Origin of the sequence: Frankia sp. Mgl5, assembly GCF_023242985.1 — a bacterium.
Classification (GTDB): domain Bacteria; phylum Actinomycetota; class Actinomycetes; order Frankiales; family Frankiaceae; genus Parafrankia; species Parafrankia soli.
In genome coordinates this window covers 19,545-40,303 of sequence record NZ_JALKFY010000605.1, presented here as the reverse complement: position 1 = coordinate 40,303, position 20,759 = coordinate 19,545, and the positions used below count along the sequence as shown (strand labels likewise).

The 20,759-nt window shown below is 71.3% G+C and carries 15 protein-coding genes; 10 read left to right on the top strand and 5 right to left on the bottom strand.

The genetic code is table 11. The features are described from left to right. The first annotated feature begins 36 nt into the window (after positions 1 to 36). From MXD62_RS11420 to fxsT, 7 genes are all read left to right on the top strand, one after another. A complete protein-coding gene (locus tag MXD62_RS11420; protein WP_020462351.1) occupies positions 37 to 279 on the top strand; it encodes a CbtB-domain containing protein in 243 nt (80 codons plus the stop codon). Positions 280 to 328: 49 nt separating this feature from the next. Further along, positions 329 to 1,129 (top strand): CbtA family protein, encoded by an 801-nt coding sequence (locus MXD62_RS11415; RefSeq protein ID WP_248829271.1) that lies wholly within the window; start codon positions 329 to 331, stop codon positions 1,127 to 1,129. Continuing rightward, complete coding sequence (locus tag MXD62_RS11410; RefSeq protein ID WP_248829270.1) at positions 1,126 to 2,124, top strand: cobalamin biosynthesis protein; 999 nt, start codon at positions 1,126 to 1,128, stop codon at positions 2,122 to 2,124. Before MXD62_RS11415 ends, MXD62_RS11410 begins: the two co-directional genes overlap by 4 nt. Then, positions 2,121 to 3,674 carry a cobyric acid synthase gene (locus tag MXD62_RS11405; protein ID WP_248829269.1) on the top strand — a complete coding sequence of 518 codons (1,554 nt, stop codon included), beginning with the start codon at positions 2,121 to 2,123 and terminating at the stop codon, positions 3,672 to 3,674. The genes MXD62_RS11410 and MXD62_RS11405 overlap by 4 nt, the downstream gene beginning before the upstream one ends. A 1-nt stretch (position 3,675) precedes the next feature. Then, positions 3,676 to 7,485, top strand: a complete 3,810-nt coding sequence (cobN, locus tag MXD62_RS11400) for a cobaltochelatase subunit CobN (protein ID WP_248829268.1) — start codon at positions 3,676 to 3,678, stop codon at positions 7,483 to 7,485. A gap of 393 nt (positions 7,486 to 7,878) precedes the next feature. Further along, on the top strand, positions 7,879 to 8,682 hold the full coding sequence (locus tag MXD62_RS11395; RefSeq protein WP_248829267.1) for a trans-aconitate 2-methyltransferase: 804 nt from the start codon (positions 7,879 to 7,881) through the stop codon (positions 8,680 to 8,682). Positions 8,683 to 8,706: 24 nt separating this feature from the next. Beyond that, positions 8,707 to 11,724, top strand: coding sequence for an FxSxx-COOH system tetratricopeptide repeat protein (fxsT, locus tag MXD62_RS11390; protein ID WP_248829266.1), 3,018 nt, complete (start codon positions 8,707 to 8,709; stop codon positions 11,722 to 11,724). A gap of 705 nt (positions 11,725 to 12,429) precedes the next feature. Here fxsT and MXD62_RS11385 read toward each other — a convergent pair. Beyond that, the gene (locus MXD62_RS11385) at positions 12,430 to 12,897 is read right to left on the bottom strand and encodes a tyrosine-type recombinase/integrase (protein ID WP_248829265.1); all 468 of its coding nucleotides are present in this window, start codon (positions 12,895 to 12,897) and stop codon (positions 12,430 to 12,432) included. 132 nt (positions 12,898 to 13,029) lie between these two features. On the opposite strand from MXD62_RS11385, the gene MXD62_RS11380 reads away from it, so the two are divergent. Continuing rightward, positions 13,030 to 13,530, top strand: a complete 501-nt coding sequence (locus MXD62_RS11380) for a GNAT family N-acetyltransferase (RefSeq protein WP_248829264.1) — start codon at positions 13,030 to 13,032, stop codon at positions 13,528 to 13,530. Between the two features lie 34 nt (positions 13,531 to 13,564). Here the strand turns inward: MXD62_RS11380 and MXD62_RS11375 are convergent, their stop codons facing one another. Then, a complete protein-coding gene (locus MXD62_RS11375; protein ID WP_248829263.1) occupies positions 13,565 to 14,410 on the bottom strand; it encodes a class I SAM-dependent methyltransferase in 846 nt (281 codons plus the stop codon). Positions 14,411 to 14,553: 143 nt separating this feature from the next. Here MXD62_RS11375 and MXD62_RS11370 point away from each other — a divergent pair, with 143 nt between their 5' ends. Further along, on the top strand, positions 14,554 to 15,213 hold the full coding sequence (locus tag MXD62_RS11370) for a hypothetical protein (RefSeq protein WP_248829262.1): 660 nt from the start codon (positions 14,554 to 14,556) through the stop codon (positions 15,211 to 15,213). Between the two features lie 195 nt (positions 15,214 to 15,408). Then, entirely contained in the window at positions 15,409 to 16,200 is a 792-nt protein-coding gene (locus tag MXD62_RS11365; protein ID WP_248829261.1) for a VOC family protein, read from the top strand. A gap of 143 nt (positions 16,201 to 16,343) precedes the next feature. Here the strand turns inward: MXD62_RS11365 and MXD62_RS11360 are convergent, their stop codons facing one another. The 3 genes from MXD62_RS11360 to hypF form a co-directional block, all read right to left on the bottom strand. Beyond that, positions 16,344 to 16,775 (bottom strand): nuclear transport factor 2 family protein, encoded by a 432-nt coding sequence (locus MXD62_RS11360; protein ID WP_071063508.1) that lies wholly within the window; start codon positions 16,773 to 16,775, stop codon positions 16,344 to 16,346. Positions 16,776 to 16,794: 19 nt separating this feature from the next. After that, entirely contained in the window at positions 16,795 to 18,006 is a 1,212-nt protein-coding gene (locus MXD62_RS11355) for an amidohydrolase family protein (RefSeq protein ID WP_248829260.1), read from the bottom strand. Between the two features lie 294 nt (positions 18,007 to 18,300). Further along, positions 18,301 to 20,688: a carbamoyltransferase HypF gene (gene hypF, locus MXD62_RS11350; protein ID WP_248829259.1), complete on the bottom strand. Its 2,388-nt coding sequence runs from the start codon at positions 20,686 to 20,688 to the stop codon at positions 18,301 to 18,303. Positions 20,689 to 20,759: the final 71 nt, after the last annotated feature.

The window sequence follows — 20,759 nt, the reverse complement described above, 5'->3', positions numbered from 1 at the left end:
CACCAGCCGGACGCGTGATCCCTGGGAGGTCTTCGCATGCCCGACTCCGCCGCTTCTTCGCCCGCCGCCACGCCGCTCGCCGGCGGTACCGCTCGTCCCCTGCCGTTGCCTCTTCCGCTGCGCGACATCGTCCCGTGGGCGGTGCTCGTCGGCGCGCTGATGCTGCTGGGCATCTACTTCGTCGGTTCCGAGGAGGGGGCGTTCTCCCTCATCGGCGGAACCTGGGTGCACGAGTTCGTGCACGACGGCCGGCACCTGCTGGGCTTCCCCTGCCACTGACCGCCTGCCCCGGAGGATTCTCTCCGGCCTACGGCGGAGGCCGTTCTACATGATGCGCAGGCTGCTTGTCTTTGGCATGCTCGCAGGTTTCTTCGCTGGTCTGCTGGCTTTCGGGTTCGCGTCGATCACCGGCGAGCCCCAGGTGGACGCGTCGATCGCCATCGAGGAGGCGTCGGCGCCCCCGCCGGCTCCCGGTGAGCACGCCGAGGAGGAGGTCGTCTCCCGGAGCACCCAGAAGGGTCTGGGTCTCGCGGTCGCGACCGCGGTGTACGGCATCGCGATCGGTGGGCTGTTCGCGATCGCGTGCGCGGTCGCCTACGGCCGCATCGGCACCGGCGGGATGCGGCCCACCGCCGCGGTGGTCGCGGTGGTCGGTTTCGTCGCGGTGGCCGTGGTGCCCTTCCTGAAGTACCCGGCGAACCCGCCGGCGGTCGGCAACCCGGACACGATCGACCGCCGGACCGGCCTCTACGTCGTCATGGTCCTGGTGGCGGTGCTCGCCGCGCTCATCGCGGCCCAGGTCGGCCGCCTGGTGTCGGCCCGTCTCGGCACCTGGAACGCCGCGCTCGCGGCGGCGGCGGTGTTCGCCGTCCTGGTGACCGTGGCCGCGGTCGTCATGCCGGTGATCAACGAGGTGCCGGCGTCCTTCCCGGCCGAGTTGCTGTGGCGGTTCCGGCTGGCCTCGCTGGGCACCCAGGCGGTGCTGTGGGCGACGCTCGGACTGGTGTTCGGGCCCCTCGCCCACCGGGTGCTGAGCCCGGCGCCGGCGCCGGCGCGCCAGGCCGGCACCGTCGCCCGCGCGGACGAGACCCGCGCCTCCAGCCAGGCCACGGCGCCGTCGGCCGGGTGAGCCGCGCCCGCACGGTGGGGCTCGTCCTCGGCGCGGCCCTCGACGCGGTGCTCGCCGACCCTGCCCGTGGCCATCCCGTGGCCGGTTTCGGGCGGATCGCCGCCGGCCTCGAGCGGGCCGTCCACCGTGACAGCCGGCTGGTCGGCGCGGCGTACGCCACGGTCCTCGTCGCCGGCACGGGCGCCGCGGCCGCCGGCGCGGAACGGGCGCTGGCCGGCCGGCGCCCGGGACGGCGGGCCGCGCTGGCCCGCGCGGGCCTGACCGCCGCCACGACCTGGACGGTGCTCGGCGGCACCTCGCTGCGGCGCCAGGGCCGGGCCCTCGGCGGCGAGCTGGAACGCCGCGACCTGCGCGCGGCCCGGACGCGGCTGCCGTCGCTGTGCGGGCGGGACCTGTCGGCCCTCGACGCCGGCGGGCTCGCGCGCGCCGGGGTGGAGTCGGTGGCGGAGAACACCTCGGACGCCGTCGTCGCCCCGCTGCTGTGGGGGGCCGTCGCCGGGCTGCCCGGGCTGGTGGCCTACCGCGCGGCGAACACCCTCGACGCGATGGTCGGCTACCGCGACGCCCGGCACGGCCGGTTCGGCTGGGCCGCGGCCCGGACCGACGACGCGGCGAACCTGCTGCCGGCCCGGATGTGCGCGCTGCTCACCTGCGCCTGCGCCCCGGTCGTCGGCGGTTCCCCGGCGGAGGCGTTCCGGGTGATGCGCCGCGACGGCCGATCGCACCCGAGCCCGAACGCGGGCGTGGTCGAGGCCGCGTTCGCCGGTGCGCTCGGCCTGCGTCTCGGTGGTGAGCTGCGGTACCCGCACGGGGTCGAGCACCGTCCCGAGCTGGGGTCCGGGCGTCCGGCCGAAGCCGGCGACCTGGCGGCGGCGGCCCGTCTTTCCGGCGCGGTCAGCGCGGCCTCGGTCGTGGTGTGCGCCGGCGCGGTCGCCGCCCTCGACACGTTGCGGACGCGCCGGGCGGGCTCCCGCGGCCCGGGGGAGGGGGGATGACGCGCCCGGCCGCGGGCGGGGCACTGCTGGTGGCGGGAACCGCCTCGGACGCGGGCAAGAGCGTCCTGACCGCCGGCCTGTGCCGCTGGCTGGCCCGCGAAGGGGTGCGCGTCGCGCCGTTCAAGGCCCAGAACATGGCGCTGAACTCGGTGGTCACCGCCGACGGCGCCGAGATCGGGCGGGCGCAGGCGATGCAGGCCGCCGCGGCCGGGGTGGAGCCCGAAGCCGCGATGAACCCGGTGCTGCTCAAACCGGGATCGGACCGGCACAGCCAGCTTGTCGTGCTCGGCCGTCCCGTCGCCGAGGTCGACGCGCTCGGGTACCGGCCGCACAAGGAGCGCCTGCTGGGCATCGTCCTGGACTGTCTCGCTGACCTGCGCGGCCGCTTTGACGCGGTGATCTGCGAGGGCGCCGGGTCACCGGCCGAGATCAACCTGCGTGCGACCGACATCGCCAACATGGGCCTGGCCCGGGCGGCGAACCTGCCCGTCCTCGTGGTCGGCGACATCGACCGGGGTGGCGTGTTCGCCGCGCTGTTCGGCACGCTCGCCCTGCTCGACCGGGCCGACCAGGCCCACATCGCCGGCTGGGTGATCAACCGGTTCCGGGGCGACGCGCGGCTGCTCGAACCCGGGCTGCGCCAGCTCGAGGGCCTCACCGGACGTCCCGTCCTCGGCGTGCTGCCGTGGCTGCCCGGCCTGTGGCTGGACGTCGAGGACTCCCTGGACCTGCGCTCCCACCCCGACCCCGACCCCGAGGCGGACGGGTCGGGTGCGGCCGACACCGGCCCGGACCGGCTGCGCGTCGCCGTCGTCCGCTTCCCCCGGCTGTCCAACATCACCGACCTGGACGCCCTGCGCGCCGAGCCGGGGGTCTCCGTGCGGCTCGTCACCACCCCCGACGAGATCGCCGACGTCGACCTGGTCGTACTGCCCGGGACCCGTGCCACCGTCTCCGACCTGGCGTGGCTGCGCCGCCGCGGCCTGGCGGGCGCCCTCGCCGCGCGCGCCGCCGCCGGCCTGCCGATCCTCGGCATCTGCGGCGGATACCAGATGCTCGGGGTGCGCATCGAGGACGAGATCGAGTCGGGTGCCGGCGAGGTGCCGGGGCTCGGCCTGCTGCCGCTGGTCACCCGCTTCGCCGCCGACAAGGTCCTCGGCCGCCGCCACGGCGTCAGCGCCGACGGGCATCCGGTCACCGGCTACGAGATCCGACACGGCCGGCCCACGGTCGACGACGCCCTGCCCGGCACGGGCGGCGCCGCGGAGCCGTTCGCGGTCGACGGGGTGCGCCGCGGCGGCGTGTCCGGCACGAGCTGGCACGGCCTGCTGGAGAACGACGAGTTCCGACGGGCGTTCCTCACCGGGGTGGCGGCGGCCGCCGGCCGCTCGTTCCACCCCGCCGTCACCTGCTTCGCCGACGTCCGGGCGCGCCGCCTGGACGCCCTCGGCGACCTGGTCGCCGACCATCTCGACACCGCGACGGTGCGCGCGCTGCTCGACCGCGGCGCGCCCGCCGGCCTGCCTTTCGTACCCCCGGGAGCACCCTGAAATGCCGAACACACCGCCGGGCGGCGTCCCGGCTGATCCGGTGCTGACCGCTGAGCCGGTGCTGGCGCTGGTGTCCACCGCCGACACCGAGCTGCTCGCCGCGCGGGCCAGCGGCGTGCCCTGGCGGGTCGCCAACCCGGCCCGCCTCGACGCGGCGGAGGTACCGGCGTTCCTCGCCGGGGCCGACGTGGTGGTGGTACGCCTGCTCGGCGGCGAACGGGCCTGGCCCGAGGGCCTCGCCGCGACCGTGGCCAGCGGGCTGCCGGTCGTCGCCCTCGGCGGCGAGTCGACGCCGGACGCGGCGCTGATGGCACGCGGCACCGTTCCGGCCGGCGTCGCGACGGAGGCGCTGGCCTACCTCTCCGAAGGCGGCGTCGGGAACCTCGCCGAGCTCTACCGCTTCCTCTCCGACACGCTGCTGCTCACCGGGCTGGGGTTCGCCCCGCCGGTGGAGCTGCCCGCGCACGGGCCGCACGGTGACCGGGTGGCCAAGGCGGACCGCCCGACCGTCGGTGTCGTGTTCTACCGGGCGCACGCCACCTCCGGGAACACGGGGTTCGTCGACGCGCTGTGCGACGCGATCGAGGGAGCCGGCGCCAACGCCCGTCCGGTGTTCTGCTCGACGCTGCGGGGCGCCGCGGCCGGCGGGGTGATCGACGCCCTGGCCGGCGTCGACACGCTCGTGGTGACCGTGCTCGCCGCGGGCGGCACCCGCGCGTCGGACGCGTCCGCCGGCGGCGACGAGGACGCCTGGGACGTCGGCGCGCTTGCCGCGCTCGACGTCCCGGTGGTGCAGGGGCTGTGCCTGACCTCGTCGCGCGCCGTCTGGGCGGACAGCGACGCCGGGCTGTCCCCGATGGACGCGGCGATGCAGGTCGCCATCCCGGAGTTCGACGGCCGGATCATCACCGTCCCGTTCTCGTTCAAGGAGCAGGGGGCGGACGGCGTCCCGGTGTACGTGGCGGATCCGGAGCGCACCGCCCGGGTCGCCGGGATCGCGTGCCGGCTGGCCGGGCTGCGGCACACCCCAACCGCCGAGAAGAAGATCGCGATCGTGCTCTCGTCGTACCCGACGAAGCACTCCAGGGTGGGCAACGCCGTCGGGCTCGACACCCCGGCGTCGGCCGTGCTGCTGCTCGACGCGCTGCGCGCCGCCGGCTACGACCTCGGCGACGGCTACCCGGGCGAGGACCTCCGCTCCGCCGACGGCGGGCCGGGGGACGTCAGACCGGACGCCGCGGCCGGGGACGCCCTGATCCACGCCCTGATCGCCGCCGGTGGGCACGACGTCGAGTGGCTGACCGAGGAGCAGCTCGCCGCGGCGCCGGCGCGGGTGCCGGCGTCCACCTACGAGGGATGGTTCGCCCGGCTGCCCGAGTCGCTGCGCGGCGCCATGGCCGAGCACTGGGGACCGCCGCCGGGCTCCCTCTACGTCGACGACGGCGGCGGGGCGGAGCCGGCGATCGTGCTGGCCGCGCTGCGGTTCGGCAACATCGTCGTGTTGATCCAGCCGCCGCGGGGGTTCGGGGAGAACCCGGTGGCGATCTACCACGACCCGGACCTGCCGCCGTCCCACCACTACCTGGCGGCCTACCGCTGGCTGGACGAGGTCTTCGGCGCGGACGCCGTCATCCACCTCGGCAAGCACGGGACGCTGGAGTGGCTGCCCGGCAAGGGCCTGGGGCTGTCCGCGGGGTGCGCGCCGGACGCCGTCCTCGGCGACCTGCCGTTCGTCTACCCGTTCCTGGTCAACGACCCGGGGGAGGGGACGCAGGCCAAGCGCCGCGCCCACGCCGTGATCGTCGATCATCTCGTACCGCCGATGGCCCGCGCGGACTCCTACGGCGACATGGCCAAGCTGGAGCAGCTCCTCGACGAGTACGCGACGCTCGCCGCGCTCGACCCGGCCAAGCTGCCCGCCGTGCGCGCCCAGATCTGGACGCTGATCCAGTCCGCCCAGCTGCACCACGACCTCGGGCAGGCCGACCGCCCCAGCGACGCCGAGTTCGACGACTTCCTGCTGCACGTCGACGGCTACCTCTGCGAGGTCAAGGACACCCAGATCCGCGACGGCCTGCACATCCTCGGGGTGGCCCCGGCGGGGGAGGCACGGACGAACCTGGTCACCGCCATCCTGCGCGCCAACCAGATGTGGGCGGGCAGGGCCGGGGCGGTACCCGGGCTGCGCGCGGCACTGGGCCACACCGAGGGCGACACCGAGGCCTCCCGGGCGCAGGTCGACGCGTTCGAGCAGACTGCCCGGTCGCTGGTCGCCGCACTCGAGGACGCCGGCTGGTCGCCGGCCGCCGTCAGCTCCGTGGTGGCCGGGCAGCCGGCCGGGGTGGTGCCGGCTGAGGCACGGGCCGAGGTCGAGCGGGTCCTCACGTTCGCGGCTACCGAGGTCGTCCCCCGCCTCGCCCGCACCCCGGACGAGATCGTCAACACCGTGCGGGCCCTCGACGGGCGGTTCGTCCCGCCCGGCCCGTCCGGCTCGCCGACCCGTGGGCTCGTCAACGTGCTGCCCACCGGGCGCAACTTCGCCTCCGTCGACCCGAAGGCCATCCCGTCCCGGCTCGCCTGGGAGACCGGCCGCGCGCTCGCCGACTCGCTGATCGAGCGCTACCTCGCCGACACCGGCGGCTACCCGGCCTCGGTCGGGCTGACCGTCTGGGGGACGTCGGCGATGCGCACCCAGGGCGACGACATCGCCGAGGTGCTGTGGCTGTTGGGCTGCCGTCCCACCTGGGACGACGCGTCCCGGCGGGTCACCGGCTTCGAGGTCGTCCCGGGCGCGGAGCTCGGGCGTCCGCGGGTGGACGTGGTGGTGCGGATCTCCGGATTCTTCCGGGACGCGTTCCCGCACGTCGTGGCCCTGCTCGACGACGCGGTGCGAGCGGTGGCGGTGCTCGACGAGCCCGACGACGTCAACGCGCTGGCCGCGCACGTCCGGGCCGACCTCGCGGCGCTCGGGGCCGTCCCGACGGTCGGCGGGCGCGGCGGCGCGGCAGGCACCGCGGGCGCGGCCGGCGCGGTGGGTGGCGCCGACGCGGCCGCACTGCGCCGCGCGACGACACGGATCTTCGGTTCGAAGCCGGGCGCGTACGGCGCCGGCCTGTTGCCGCTGATCGACTCCCGGCAGTGGCGCTCGGACGCCGACCTGGCCGAGGTGTACGCGGTCTGGGGCGGCTACGCCTACGGGCGCGGCCTGGACGGCGCCGAGGCCCGCGCCGACATGGAGACCGCGTTCCGCCGCATCCAGATCGCGGTGAAGAACCAGGACACCCGCGAGCACGACCTCGTCGACTCCGACGACTACTTCCAGTACCACGGCGGGATGGTGGCCGCCGTCCGCGCACTCACCGGTACGTCGCCGGCCGCCTACGTCGGTGACAGCGCGCTGCCGGACGCCGTCCGCACCCGCACCCTGCAGGAGGAGACCCACCGGGTGTTCCGCGCCCGGGTGGTCAACCCGCGCTGGATCGCGGCGATGCGCCGTCACGGCTACAAGGGCGCGTTCGAGCTGGCCGCGACGGTCGACTACCTCTTCGGCTACGACGCGACCGCCGGTGTCGTGCAGGACTGGATGTACGAGTCGCTGGCCGCCTCCTACGTCTTCGACGCCGAGACCCGCGAGTTCCTGCGGACGTCCAACCCGTGGGCACTGCGCGGCATGACCGAACGCCTGCTGGAGGCCGCGGAGCGTGGCCTGTGGGAGGCTCCTCAGGAAGCCACGCTGGCCGGCCTGCAGTCCACTTACCTTGAACTGGAAGGTGACCTGGAGGCCGCGGGCGACGGAGAGAGCACCGGATAAGGCCCACCGGTACGCGACCGCGAGCACGGCGAGCCCGACGACGGTGAGCGCGGCGGTGATGGTCAGTACCCACGTCCACTCGACGGCAGGACCGAATGCGGCGCCAGGACTGCAGATCAGTCCACTGGACGAACTCGCCAGTACCGGAGTCGCCTCGCCGCGTACCAGGTTCGACTCCGCTCACCAGGCGGTCAGTTGGTCGACGGCGATGACGCCCGCACCGCCAGTACCAGATCCCCGTTTGCTTGACGATGCGCACATCGACACGCGGATACCAGCTGTTTCGGTGCAACCGGATCTCGCCCTCGGTACAGTCCTCTCACATGGCCCACACCGGCGCGCCGGGCAACGCAACACCGTGGCGGTGAAAAGGTCAGTGGAGGGAGTTCGGCGGTGGCGTACGGCGAGGCAGAACCTGCGCCCTCAAAATACACGTTCGGGGACACGGAGGCCGCGACCGAACGGCTGGTGACTCTTGCCGATGTGTTCTCTCGGAGCAGCAGCCGCTTCATCAGTCGCAACATGCAGGACGTTTCCCGTCACGCCGTCGATCTGGGGTGCGGTCCGGGACATTCGACCCACCTGCTCGCGTCGGCCAGTGGAGCGGCGCACGTCGTGGGCTTCGAAAGGTCGGAGGCCTTTCTGGCACTGGCCGGACCGACTTCGACGCATCGTGTCCGATTTGAAGCGGCCGATGTCACCAGGCCCCTGCTGACGGATTACAGAGCGGACATAATTCATTCTCGATTCCTGCTGTCGCATCTTCCGGATACAGCCGGAATGGTGGATCTGTGGCTGTCTCAGCTCGCCAGGGGCGGTCGGTTGCTGGTATATGAGGTGGATCGGGTCATCACCGATGATCCGATCCTGCAGACCTACCAGCGCGCGGTCACCTCACTGCTTGCCCACAACGGACAGCAGCTGGAGGTGGGCCCGGTTCTCGCGGAGATCGTGCCGCCGGCCGGGGTCCGCGTCCTGACCAACCAGATCGCCCTGGTAGCTCCGACGCCAGAGCGGATAGGCAGGATGTTCTACCTGAACATGCTTGTCTGGGGCAGTGACGAGATTGTGAGGGCAACGGTGTCGGAGGACGCCCTGACCGTACTCCGGCGGGAGCTGGTCGCCATGATGCGGGGCCTGCGTGACAGGCGGGCTGTGTGGCAGATCAGGCAGCTAGCGCTGGAACGGGTGTCGTAGGTAGGCACGGAGACGGGGGTCCGCATGCCATACGAGTCATTACCGCGCTTCTTTGTCAGTTATCACGGAGCTGACCGTTCATGGGCAGAGTGGATCGCCTGGGTCCTGCGAGCCGATGGTTTCTCGGTGGAGCTTCAGGGCTGGGACTTCCGCCCGGACCAGGATTACGCGGACCTGGTGGATCGGGTCGATCGCAGCGGCCGCGACCTGCTGCTCGTTGTTTCGAAGACATACTTGTTGTCTCCTTACAGTCGGGACCTGTGGGCCTCGAGAGTTCTCGGGCACGGGCCGCTGGCACGGAGGACGGTTCTCGTCAGGGTCGATCACAGTCCCGTGCCGCAGTTCATGGAGCGCCACGATGTGATAGATCTAAGTGGCGAGGGTCGCGGAGGCGCCATCGCCGCATTGAATCATATGGCACGCCGCGGTGGCTCCTCACCGGACAGGCGGGCAGGCTCGGCGAGCATTGGTCGATATCCTGCCTCTGAGCCGCGGTTCCCCGCCAATCCCCCTGACGCATCCAACCTGCCCAGAAGAAACATAAGTTTTACGGGTAGGAGCGAGCTGATTGGTTCCGTGCGAGACTTTCTTCAGGCAAGTGCTCAACCCACAGTGGTTCAGGCGCTCCATGGCCTCGGTGGTGTGGGGAAGTCTCAGCTCGCGCTCGAGTATGCGCATCGCTATGCCGCGGATTACGACATCGTATGGTGGATCGAGGCCGATCATGCTCCCGCAATCATAACGGGGTTCGCCAATCTTGGCCGAAAGCTGGGTCTACCAAAGGTCGCCAGTCAGGAGGAAATCCTGGAGATGGTGACCCGACGGCTGGACGGAAAGCGCTGGCTCCTGGTGTTTGACAACGCTGAGAAGCCGTCCGACATCGAGCGCTATGTGCCAGAGGGTGGTCATGTTCTTATCACCTCGAGAAATCCGAGTTGGGTCGGCCATGCGACACCGGTCCTGGTCGATGTCCTGACCTGGACGGAATCCGTTGCATTTCTGGCGAAGAGGGTCGGCTCGGCGGGAGATGAGAATCTAGGAGAGCTGGCGGAGACGCTCGGAAGACTGCCATTGGCGCTGGAACAGGCCGCGGCGTATATCGAGTCAACCCGAATCTCGGTCGGAGACTACCTGGAGTTGTACCGGTCGCATGAGTTTTCCGCGCTCACCCTCGGCGAGCCTTCTGACTATCCGCAGACGCTCGCGAGCACGTGGTCGCTGGCACTTGACCGCCTGCGCGACGAGATGTCAGCCGCGACCGATGTTCTGGAACTGTGTGCGGTTCTAGGAGCGGACAATATTCCAAGGAGCATGCTGCAGATCTCCGCAGAGTTTTTCCCCGGACCGTTGCGGGCGATCCTGTCCGACACGATCCTTTACAATTCCGCAGTGAGCGGCCTGGTGCGTTACTCCCTCATCTCCGCCGGCCCGAGAACTCTCGGGATCCATCGGCTGGTGCAGGTGCTTGTCAGGTCACGTATGGGCGCAAGGCGAGAGGGAGATCTTGTACGATCCTGCTTGCGCTGGCTCAGCGCCACCTTTCCGCAGGAAGGAAGCGACCCGCAGGACTGGAGCCGCTGTGACGAACTCCTGCCCCACTTACTGGTTCTGGTCCAGCATGCTGAACGTTCCAGACTCGAACTTCCCGTGGCCGGCATGTTACTCGGCCGGGCGGGCCGCTGCATGCACGCACGAGTCCAGTTGGCGGACGCGGAGGCCGCGCTCAGGCACGCCGTGCGTCTGTCGAACGATTCGACTGGAGCCGGGTCGAGGCAGACGTCGTACGCACGCCGCGATCTTGGCAGGGTTCTACAGGACCTCGGACGCGTGACCGAGGCCAGAGCCGAGTACACGGCCGCCGTGGCGGCGGAGAGACGTAGACGTAGAACCGACAAGCGGCATCTGGTAGAGCTGCTCTGCGACATCGGTCGTGCCCTTCAGGAGGAGGGCAACCTCTTCCAGGCCCGTACCGAGCTCACGGTCGCGCTAAATCTTGCCGTCTCGGCCAACATGGAGGCGGGCGTAACCTCGCGGATAAGAAGCTCCCTGGGCCGCGTACTGCAGGACCTTGGCGAGATGCGAGAGGCTCGAATGCAGTACGAAACGGCTCTCGACGTGACCGAGAGCGCCTATGGAGCAAACGATGTCCGCGCGGCGATCCGTCGGGTGAACCTGGCCGGTGTCCTGCAGTATCTGGGAGACCTCGAGCTGGCCCAGTCGCATCTGGAACGCGCGCGGGATCTTGTTAATACCACATTCGGGCCGGCCGACCCCAGGCTCGTGCCGATTCGAAACAATATCGGGGGTGTTCTTCATGACCGTGGATTGTATGAGTTAGCTCTCGGTGAATTCGAGGCCGCGGCCGCGATATGCAAGGAGGCCCACGGTGCGGTGCATCCGAGGACAGTTACGGTTCGGGTGAACCTCGCGGCACTGCTACGGGACATGGGTGCCTGTTCGAGAGCCGAGGACGAATGTCGCAGGGCCATGGAAGTTGACATGGAGCTGTTCGGCGAGTCACATCCGCGAGTCGCTGTTGACCTGGACTGCCTGAGTACGATCCGTCTGCGGCTGGGTGACTCGACGGAAGCCATCCAGCTCGCTCGTCAATCACTCCTCATTAATGCGGAGACATACGGGCGAGGGCATCCGAGGACGGCCGTCGTTCGTGGACATTTGGGCGTCGCGCTCCACGCAGCGCACCAACCGGTTGCCGCACTTGTCGAGCTGGAGGGCGCCTTGTCGTCAACTTTGAAAGCCTACGGGAATGGGCATACTCGGTACCTGTTACTTCGGCACAACCACGCCATGGTCCGTGCGAGCCAGGCTGACTTCGCAATGGCGATCAACGCGCTCGAGTCCGTGCTTGAAACCGGCCGCTCCAAGCTTGAAGAGGGCCATCCGATACTCGATGTAATGCGCAACAACCTCGCCGTGGTCAGGGCACGGTCAGTCGCGAGCGGAGCGGGCACGGAGGTCGATCCTGTCCCACTGTTCATAACGTTGCGTACGTATCAGGCGCCGAGTCTGCTGGACGGGTAGGGGTCGAGGATCAGCCTTGGACTCGACGATAGCCGCGGCTCTCGTGGGCGGTGTGACGGGCGTCCTGACGGGGGGACTGTCAAGCCTCGCGGCGCCGTGGGCACAATGGGGTATTGAAAAACGGCGAGTACGTATGCAGGAGCGGAGGGATCTGGCGAAGTCCTGGCGTAATCTGATGACCCGTGTCGACGGGACCGTGCTCGGGGAGCCCCTTTCGCGTTACCTTGCCCGCGAGGAAGCATATTCGGCCCTGAGACGGAGATGTTCGGCAACCGAACTGCGTCTGCTCGAGGGCGTGGCCACTCACGCGGAGCTCGTCGCCTATCTGCGGGAACAACAGGTGGAATATCACGGAGTCGACCTGCGGGTCGAAGTGTTACGTTTTTTGATCAACAGGACCCTAAGGGGATGGCGTCTTGACTAGAGGGCCTGGGCGGGCGAAGCCGCGCAGATGAGTCAAGTTCTGGGCAGGCGAGTCCGGCTGCGAGTCCGGTGTGCTGGCCGAGTTGGTCGATGCCTTTCCTGACTGCCCGGCCGGGTCGTCCACCGGATGAGCGGGGTGTTCCGCGGAACCGCACGGACTCGCAGAACATCCGAACGGCGCGGACCTCGCGGACCTCGCGGACCTCGTAGAACCCCGCGGACCCCGCAGAGCCCCGTAGAACGCTGTGGCGCCCGTGCCGACCGGAATACGGCCGGAAGCCGCTATAGCGATCTTCTGCGGGTGTGGCCGAGAAGCTCGGCGACGGTGACGAGGTCGGTGCCGCCGCGGACGAGGCTGGTGGCGAAGGTGTGGCGTAGGACGTAGACGGTTGTCTTCTCGTCGAGGCCGGCTGCGGCGGCGATGGTGGTGATGATGGTGTGGGCGCCAGCGGTGGACAGCCGGCTGCCCTGCTGGTTGAGGAACAGCGCGGGCTCCTCGGCGCCAGGCCAGTCCGTGTGTTCGCTGAGCCAACCGGTGAAGGCGGCGCGCAGCGGCGGGTGGGTGGGGACCTGGCGGGTCTGGTCGCCTTTGCCGTGGATACGCAGGCTGCCTCTGCGGGCGGACAGGGCGACGTCGTCGATGTCGAGGCCGACGGTTTCGGCGATGCGGGTGCCGGCGTAGAACGGGGCGAGGGCGTTGTTCACGGTGCGCGGGGCGCGCTTGGCCACGTCCTGAAGTCCAGCCGACACCGACGTCTTGCTCCCCGTGCAGCGCCTGATTGTCCCGCCTCGACGAACTTGGCACGATCCGCAGATCTGGCTGTCTCACTGAATCTGGTCCGCACCGTCCGGCGGAGCGGCGATCCTGAGCCCGTGGAATCTGTGCTGGAACCAGACCCGGTGACGGTTCGTCTCGCGCATAGCGATGATCTTCTTGCTGCCCTGGACGTCTGGCGTGAGGCCAACAGTGCCCGTGGACGACCTCCCGACGCTCAGCGGATCGTCAGGGTGCAGACGAAGCTCGCCGCCCCCGATGCTCTCCTGTTTATCGCCTGCGCAGGAACGAGGATTCTCGGCATGCTGCTGGCCGAACCGGGCCGCGGTGAGAACGGGCAGGGAGCGAGGCTGGACGGGCTGTGTCACATCTCGATGGTCTTCGTCCACCCCGACCACTGGGGGCGACGAGTGGGAGAGCAACTGATCGGGTATCTCGCGGACCAGGTTGGCAGCCACGGGTACGTACGGCTGCAGCTGTGGACCGGAGCTGACAACGACCGCGCGCTGCGCCTCTACCGTCGGGTCGGCTTCGTTCCCAGCGGACGGATATCCCGGACGGAAGGTGGAACAGCAATCGTGCAGCTCGTTCGCTCGGCCGCGTCATAGCAACTTCGCCAGGGCAGCCAGACCAAGGTCCGGCTCACCTGGCCTGGGCGCCGACGACCCAGCAGGCCGCGGTGAAACGGACCTCGGCGCCGTGCACATAGGGATCGAACGCGGCGCGGGCCGTTTCGACGACCTGCCCGCGAGTCCGCTCGTCCACGTCCCGCAGGGCCTGACCGACCGGGCCGAACCGGGTGAAGTAGGGGACCAGCTCGTGTTCGGGAAACACACAGGACGCATCGACCGGCCGGATGTCGATCGAAGCCCAGCCGCTCTCCGCCAGAATGCGCTCGACCCGGTCCGGGTCGGCGAAGGCGAACTGCCCAGGCTCGTCCGGCTGGCGGGCGGGAAGGCCTGGCAGAAGCGGGGCCGCAGCGCGTTCGGCCGTCGTCATGAACGGGTTTTCCGCGGTCGCGCGCCAGGCGAGGAAGCGGAGTTCGCCGCCGTCCTTCGCGGCCCGTCGCAGGTTCGCGAAGGCGGCGACGGAGTCGCCGAAGAACATGACCCCGAAACGGGAGACGATCGCGTCGAAGGCGGCGGGCTGGAACGCGTGATCCTGCGCGTCGGCGCGGATGAAGACCGCCCGCGCCCCCTCCTTTTCCCGCTCGGCCCGCGCCCTGGCGGCGGCGAGCATCGGGTCGGAGATGTCCACGCCGACGCAGCGCCCCTGCGCCCCGAGCCGCCGGGCGAGGGCGACCGTCGTGGCGCCCGTGCCGCAGCCGACGTCGAGCACATACCCGGCACCGGCGGCCGAGACCGCGTCGACGAGCAGGTCCTCGAACGGCTTGAACATCCGGTCCGTCAGGGTCCGCGCCTCGGCCCAGGCCTGCCCGGCCGGGCCGTTCCACCGCGCTGCCTGGCCGCCATCCCCGGTGACATTCATGATCGGCTCCTGTGCCTGTCTCGGCTTCGCTCACATCCGGCTCACACGGCCGGCTGATGTCGTCCTTCCTGCCGGGCCGGCACGTCTGCCGGTTCGGCGGACGGCGACATCAACACCGGAGCGACAGGATGGACCGGACGAACATGGCAGACCGGGGGAACCGCACGGATCGGCGGGCCGGCGGCGGCCGCCGCCGCGGCGCGCGAGCGCGTCACGAGGGACGAACCAACGGGGGGCCGCGACCGCTGCCTGCCCGATCCCTGCCGCTACTCGCGCTGGCGGTCGTGACCGGGCTCGGGCTCACCGCCTGCCGGGCCGGTTCCGTCTCGACCGCGGGCCCCGCCCCCGCCACGGCATCCGCCTCCGCTGCCAGCGCTGGTACCGGCGTCGAGACGGCTGACGCGGCGACCGCGGCGGAGCCGTCGGCGCCGGCGGGCGGCGCGGGTGCCGGCGGTCCCGGTTCGCTGACCGTCGACATCACCTCGCCGGTCGACGTCGCGGGGCATGTGTCGACGGCCGTGAGCTGCCAGTCCACCGCGCGGCGCTACGTCGAGTCCTCGACGGCCACCATCGAGGGCAGGACGGTGTCGCAGGGGGTGCGGGTCGCCGGCTACGACGGGCCGGGCAGTTACCCGGCCGCCATCACGGTCTCGGTCGTCGCGCCCGACTCCGGCCGCTACACGATCGACGCGGTTCCCGCCACCGTCGAGATCACTTCGGCCGGCGGCTCCGTGTCGTTCAGCGCGAACACGTCCGGCGGGCGGACGCTCGCGGGCTCGATCGTCTGGGCCTGCTCCGCCTGACCTGGCGGGTGCCGCGGGGGACCTCACGTCGGCCCGCTGCACCGCCCGTCCACCCGCCGCGGAGGAAGTTCGAGACAGGCCGCGCGGCGGCGATGAGTTTCTGTCGGTGGGTAGGTCCAATCTGTCGACTGCACGCGAGCAGCGGCCGCGAACCCCGCGCCGCCCACCACGTGCCCGGCGGCGAAGGAGCCCACAATGCCCGCTCACGACACCACCCTGCCCGGCGCGCCCTGCTGGGTCGACCTCATGACCTCGGATGCGGCGAAGGCCCGCGAGTTCTACGCGGAGCTGTTCGGCTGGACCTCCGAGGAGCCGAACGAGGCGTTCGGCGGCTACTTCAACTTCTCCAAGGACGGCAAGGTGGTCGCCGGGGGGATGACGAAGCAGCAGCCGGAGCTGCCCGACGTCTGGTCGGTCTACCTGCTGACCCCCGACGCGGAGAAGACCGCCGCGGCCGTACCCGCGCACGGCGGAACGATGATGATCTCGCCGATGCCGGTCGCCGACCTGGGCGTCATGGCCGTCCTCACCGACCCGGGCGGCGCCGCGGTCGGCATGTGGCAGCAGGGCCTGCACCGCGGCTTCGGAGTGCTGGCCGAGCCGGGCGCGCCGGGCTGGTTCGAGCTGCTCACGCGGGACTACGCCGCCGCGGTCACCTTCTACCAGGAGGTGTTCGGCTGGAAGACGAACGTCGTCAGTGACACGGACGAGTTCCGCTACACCGTGCTCGTCGACGACGCCGGCGAGCAGCACGCCGGGATCATGGACGCGTCAGGCTTCCTCCCCGAGGGCGTTCCGGCGCACTGGGGCGTCTACTTCGCCGTCGAGGACACCGACGCGGCGCTCGCCCTAACCGTCAAGCTGGGAGGCGCGGTCGTCCAGCCGGCGATGGACACTCCGTATGGCCGTCTCGCGATCGCGACCGACCCGACGGGGGCGACCTTCAAGCTGGTGGGGAAGAACATCGAGGAGCCGGCGAAGGACTGAGGTTCGTCCCCGCACCGTGCGGATCCGCGGGCGTCGGCCTCGAGCAGGCGGGAAGCCGACGCACCGCGGCGGTGAGCCCGGCCTGCCCGTCGGCGACGACCTCCCGCTGGATCATGAACCGGCTGGGACCAGGCCGGTCACCGTCATGACGACAGGCGCTCGATGACGTGCGGGATACCGGAGTCGTGTACACCGCTGCGGCGGATGAAGGTCATCGCTCTGGTGCGCAGCCGCCACCCCTCGGCGGTGCGCAGGTAGGTGTCCTTGTAGTAGCCGATGCGCATGTCGTGATTGGCGTGCTCGATGAAGCACAGCGGCTGGGTTCCGGTGGCGTTGAGGCCGTCGTCGGCGAGCTCGACCAGCGAGGTGCCGGTGAGGAACAGGCCCTTGGGCGCGGCGGCGACCAGCGTCGGGAAGTCCTTGAGGGCGAAGGTGTCCCCGAAGGCGGTGTAGGTGCCGTCCGGGGTGAAGACCTTGAGTAGTCCCTCGACGTCGCCCTGCGTGATCGTCACCGCGTAGCGGGCGAGTAGCTGCTGGATCTCGACCAGGTCCTCGGTCCGGCTCGGCCCGGTCACTGCGGGTCCGGTGGCAGGCTCAGTAGACAAACTGCTTACCGCCCTTCATGACGAACGGGACCCGCTGCAGGACGCGGATGTCCTCGAGGGGGTTGCCGCGCACGCCGATGACGTCGGCGAGCAGGCCCTCGGCGAGCCGGCCCCGGTCGGTGACGTCGATGAGGTCGGCGCCCACGATGGTCGCGGCCTGGATCGCCTGCAGCGGGGTCATGCCCCGGTCGACCAGGGCGACCAGTTCGAGGGCGTTCTTGCCGTGCGGGATCGCCGGCGCGTCGCTCCCGACCGCGATCTTCACGCCGGCCTCGATGGCGTTGCGGATCGAGGCCTTCGCGCGGGGGAAGATGAGGGCGGCCTTCGCCTGGATCTCCGGCTCGGCGTCGTTCAGCACCGGCATGTTGTCGATGAGGGCCTGGGTGGCGACCACCCAGGTGCCGCGCTTGATCAGCAGGTTGATGGTGTCGTCGTCGATCATGAAGGCGTGTTCGATGCAGTCGACGCCGCACTCGACCATCTGCCGGACGGCTTCCGAGCCGTGGGTGTGCGCGGCCACGCGTAGGCCGCGCCGGTGTGCCTCGTCGGTGAGGGCCAGCACCTCCTGGTCGGAGTAGTGCCGCGCGCCCGAGGGCCCACTGTGGGACATGGCCCCGCCCGAGCCGCACATCTTGATGACCTGGGCACCGTGCTTGATGTTGTGCCGGACGGCCCGGCGGATCTCGTCGACGCCGTTGGCCAGGCCCTCCTCGACGGTGAGCTTCAGGACGTGCGGGGCGAACGCGCCGAACATCGTGGGGTCGAGGTGGCCGCCGGTCGGGGTGATGGCGTGGCCGGCGGGGACGATCCGCGGGCCGTCGACCCAGCCGGCGTCGATCGCCTTCATCAGCGCGACGTCGAGCAGGTAGCCGCCGGTCTTGCAGAACAGGCCGAGGTTGCGGACTGTGGTGAACCCGGCCCGCAGGGTGCGGCGGGCGTTCTGGGTGGCGCGCATCATCCGCAGCGGCGGGTCGTCGCGCATCTGCCCGGTGAGCGGGTGCTCGCCGGGGCCGCCCATCAGGAGGTTGAGCTCCATGTCCATCAGGCCGGGCAGCAGGATCAGGTCGCCGAGGTCCATGACCTCGCCCTCGGGCTGGCCGCCGAGACCGACGATCCGATCGTTCTCGATCTTCAGGATCCCGGGCCGGGTGATCTCCCCGGTATCGACATCGAGCAAGCCGGCGGCCTTGAGTGTCAGCACCCTGTGTCCTCCTTGTCCGCGGTGACGTGACTGATCGTGGTTTGGTGTCACGACCAGCAGAAATCCCGCTCTCACATTTAAGTATCAAATTCTCACGAGCTGGGTGCAGACGTCGCCGCCTGGCGGATCCGTCCCGGGGCCTCGTCGGTCGCCTCACTTGTGGCCTCACACAGCCGTGCTCGTGGCCGCCGGGTCATCCACAGGAGCGCGTCACCCGCGCTCTCGCCCGCAAGCGGCATTCGCGGCATCCGCGGGCGGACTTGTGCTGAACGACCGTACAGAAGTGGTGTTCGCCTAACAAGGGTCGACAAGGGCCCGGGCGGCGGCCGTGGCGATCGCGGCCTGGCCGAGGGCCAGCCCGCCGTCACCCGGCGGGACCACACGGTGGACGAGCACCTCGAATCCCGCGGCGGCAAGCTGGGCCCGGCAGGCCCGCACGAGGACGACATTGGCGAACACCCCCCCGGTCAGCCCGACCAGGCCGACACCGCGGCGGCGCCGGGCCGCCTGCGCGACCCGGGTCACCGCGTCGGCGACCGCCAGGTGGAACGCCGCGGCGAGCGCGTCCGGGGCGAGGCCCGCGTGCAACCCGTCGACGATCTCCGCGATCACCGGCGCCGGATCGAGCGCGCGGCCGTCGAATCCGAAGGCGACCGCGGGACCGGGCCGGCGGCTGGCGTCGGCGAGCGCCTCCAGCTCGAGGGCGGCCTGGGCCTCGAAGGTGCTCCGCTGGCGCACGCCGAGCAGGGAGGCGACCGCGTCGAACAGGCGGCCCATGCTGCTGCTGGGCACGCAGGACACGCCGCGGTCCACCATCGCCCGCAGCGCCCGCAGCTCGGTGGGGGAGCAGGCCCGCACCGGGGCCAGGTCGGCCGTCCACTCGACGCCGGCGGCGGCCAGGTGGGCCAGCGCGCAGCGGTAGGGGCCGCGCGCCGCCGCGTCGCCGCCGGGCAGCGCGACGGGACGCAGGTGCGCGACCCGGTCGGCGTGGGTGACGTCCGGGCCGACCAGCAGTGCCTCGCCGCCCCAGATCGTGCCGTCGAGCCCGTAGCCCGTGCCGTCGAAGGCCATCCCGAGGATGGTGTCGCCGAGGCGGCCGTGTTCGGCGAGCAGCGCGGCCACGTGGGCGTGGTGGTGCTGCACCAGGTGGGTCCGGACGCCCTGGCCGGCCGCCCGCCGGCCCGCCCAGGCCCGGGTGACGTAGCCGGGGTGCAGGTCCGCGGCGACGGCCGCCGGCTCGGCGGCGTACAGGTCGGTCAGCCGCGCGCTCGCACGCTCCAGCGCCAGCAGCGCGTCGAGTCCGCCCATGTCGCCCAGGTGCTGCGAGACGATCGCCCGGCGACCGGTGGTCAGGCAGAACGCGGACTTGCCGTCGCCGCCCACGGCGAGCACGGACTCCACCGGACGGCCGAGGTCCACCGGCAGCGGCACGTAGCCGCGGGAGCGGCGCAGCGGCAGCACCTGCTCGCCGTCCCACCGCACGACCGAGTCGTCGCACGGCTGCAGGATCGGCCGGTCGTGCAGCAGGTACGCGTCGGCCAGCCCGGCCAGCCGCCCGGCGTCGGCGTCGGCGTCGGCGTCGGCGAAGCAGATCGGGTCGCCCGAGTGGTTGCCGCTGGTCATCACCAGCGCCCGGGGCGGGGGCGGGCCGCCGCCGGGCACCGGCGCGAACAGCAGGTGGTGCACCGGCGTGTATGGCAGCAGCAGGCCCACCAGGGGGCTCCCGGGCGCGACCCGGTCCGACAGGGGGGCACCGGGCCGGCGCCTGGCGAGCACTATCGGAGCGGCCGTGGAGGTGAGCAGTTCGGCCTCGGCGGCTGAGAGATCGGCCATCTCGGCCGCCGTCGCCAGGTCGCGCACCATCACCGCGAAGGGCCTGTCGGGCCGTCCCTTGCGCGCGCGCAGGAGCTCGACGGCGCGGTCGTCGTCCGCGCCGCAGGCCAGGTGGAAGCCGCCGATCCCCTTGACCGCCACGATCCGTCCCGCGGCGAGGGCGCGCTGGGCCGCGGCCAGCGCGGCGTCCGTGCCGTGCGTCTCGGGTCCCTCCCGGCCGGCCTGGGCCGCGACCGCCACGCGGAACCACAGCCGCGGCCCGCAGGCCGGGCAGCAGACGGGCTCGGCGTGGAACCGCCGGTCGCGGGGGTCGGTGTACTCGGTGGCGCACCGTGCGCACATCGGGAACCGGGCCATCGTCGTGGTGGCGCGGTCGTAGGGCAGCGCCTCGATGATGGTGAAGCGTGGCCCGCAGTTCGTGCAGGTGACGAAGGGGTGGCGGTACCGCCGGTCCGCCGGGTCGAACAGTTCCCGCAGGCAGTCGGCGCACACGGCGACGTCGGGCGCCACCATGGTCCGGGCACCGGCCGCCGAGGTGCTGGCCACGATCCGGAATCCGTCGTCTCCACGGCTGTTCAGGTGGGTGACGGCGACGCGGTCGACACGGGCCAGCGGCGGGGCCGGCGCGGCCAGCCGGCGCAGGAACTCGGCGACCGCCGGCCCGTCGCCCTCCACCTCGGCGACGACGCAGCCGGCTTCGTTGCCGACGAGACCGGCCAGCCCCAGCGCGGTGGCGAGCCGGTGGACATGCGGCCGGAAGCCGACCCCCTGGACGACCCCCTCGACCGTCACCCGCCGCCGGATCCGGCCGGCCGACCGGTCACCCGCGGCCGGCGATGCCGCCGGCACCGACGCTGACGCCGTCGGTGCCGGCCCGGGGGCCGCCGCCGGGTTCCGCGGCGACGTCCCGGGCGGGCCTG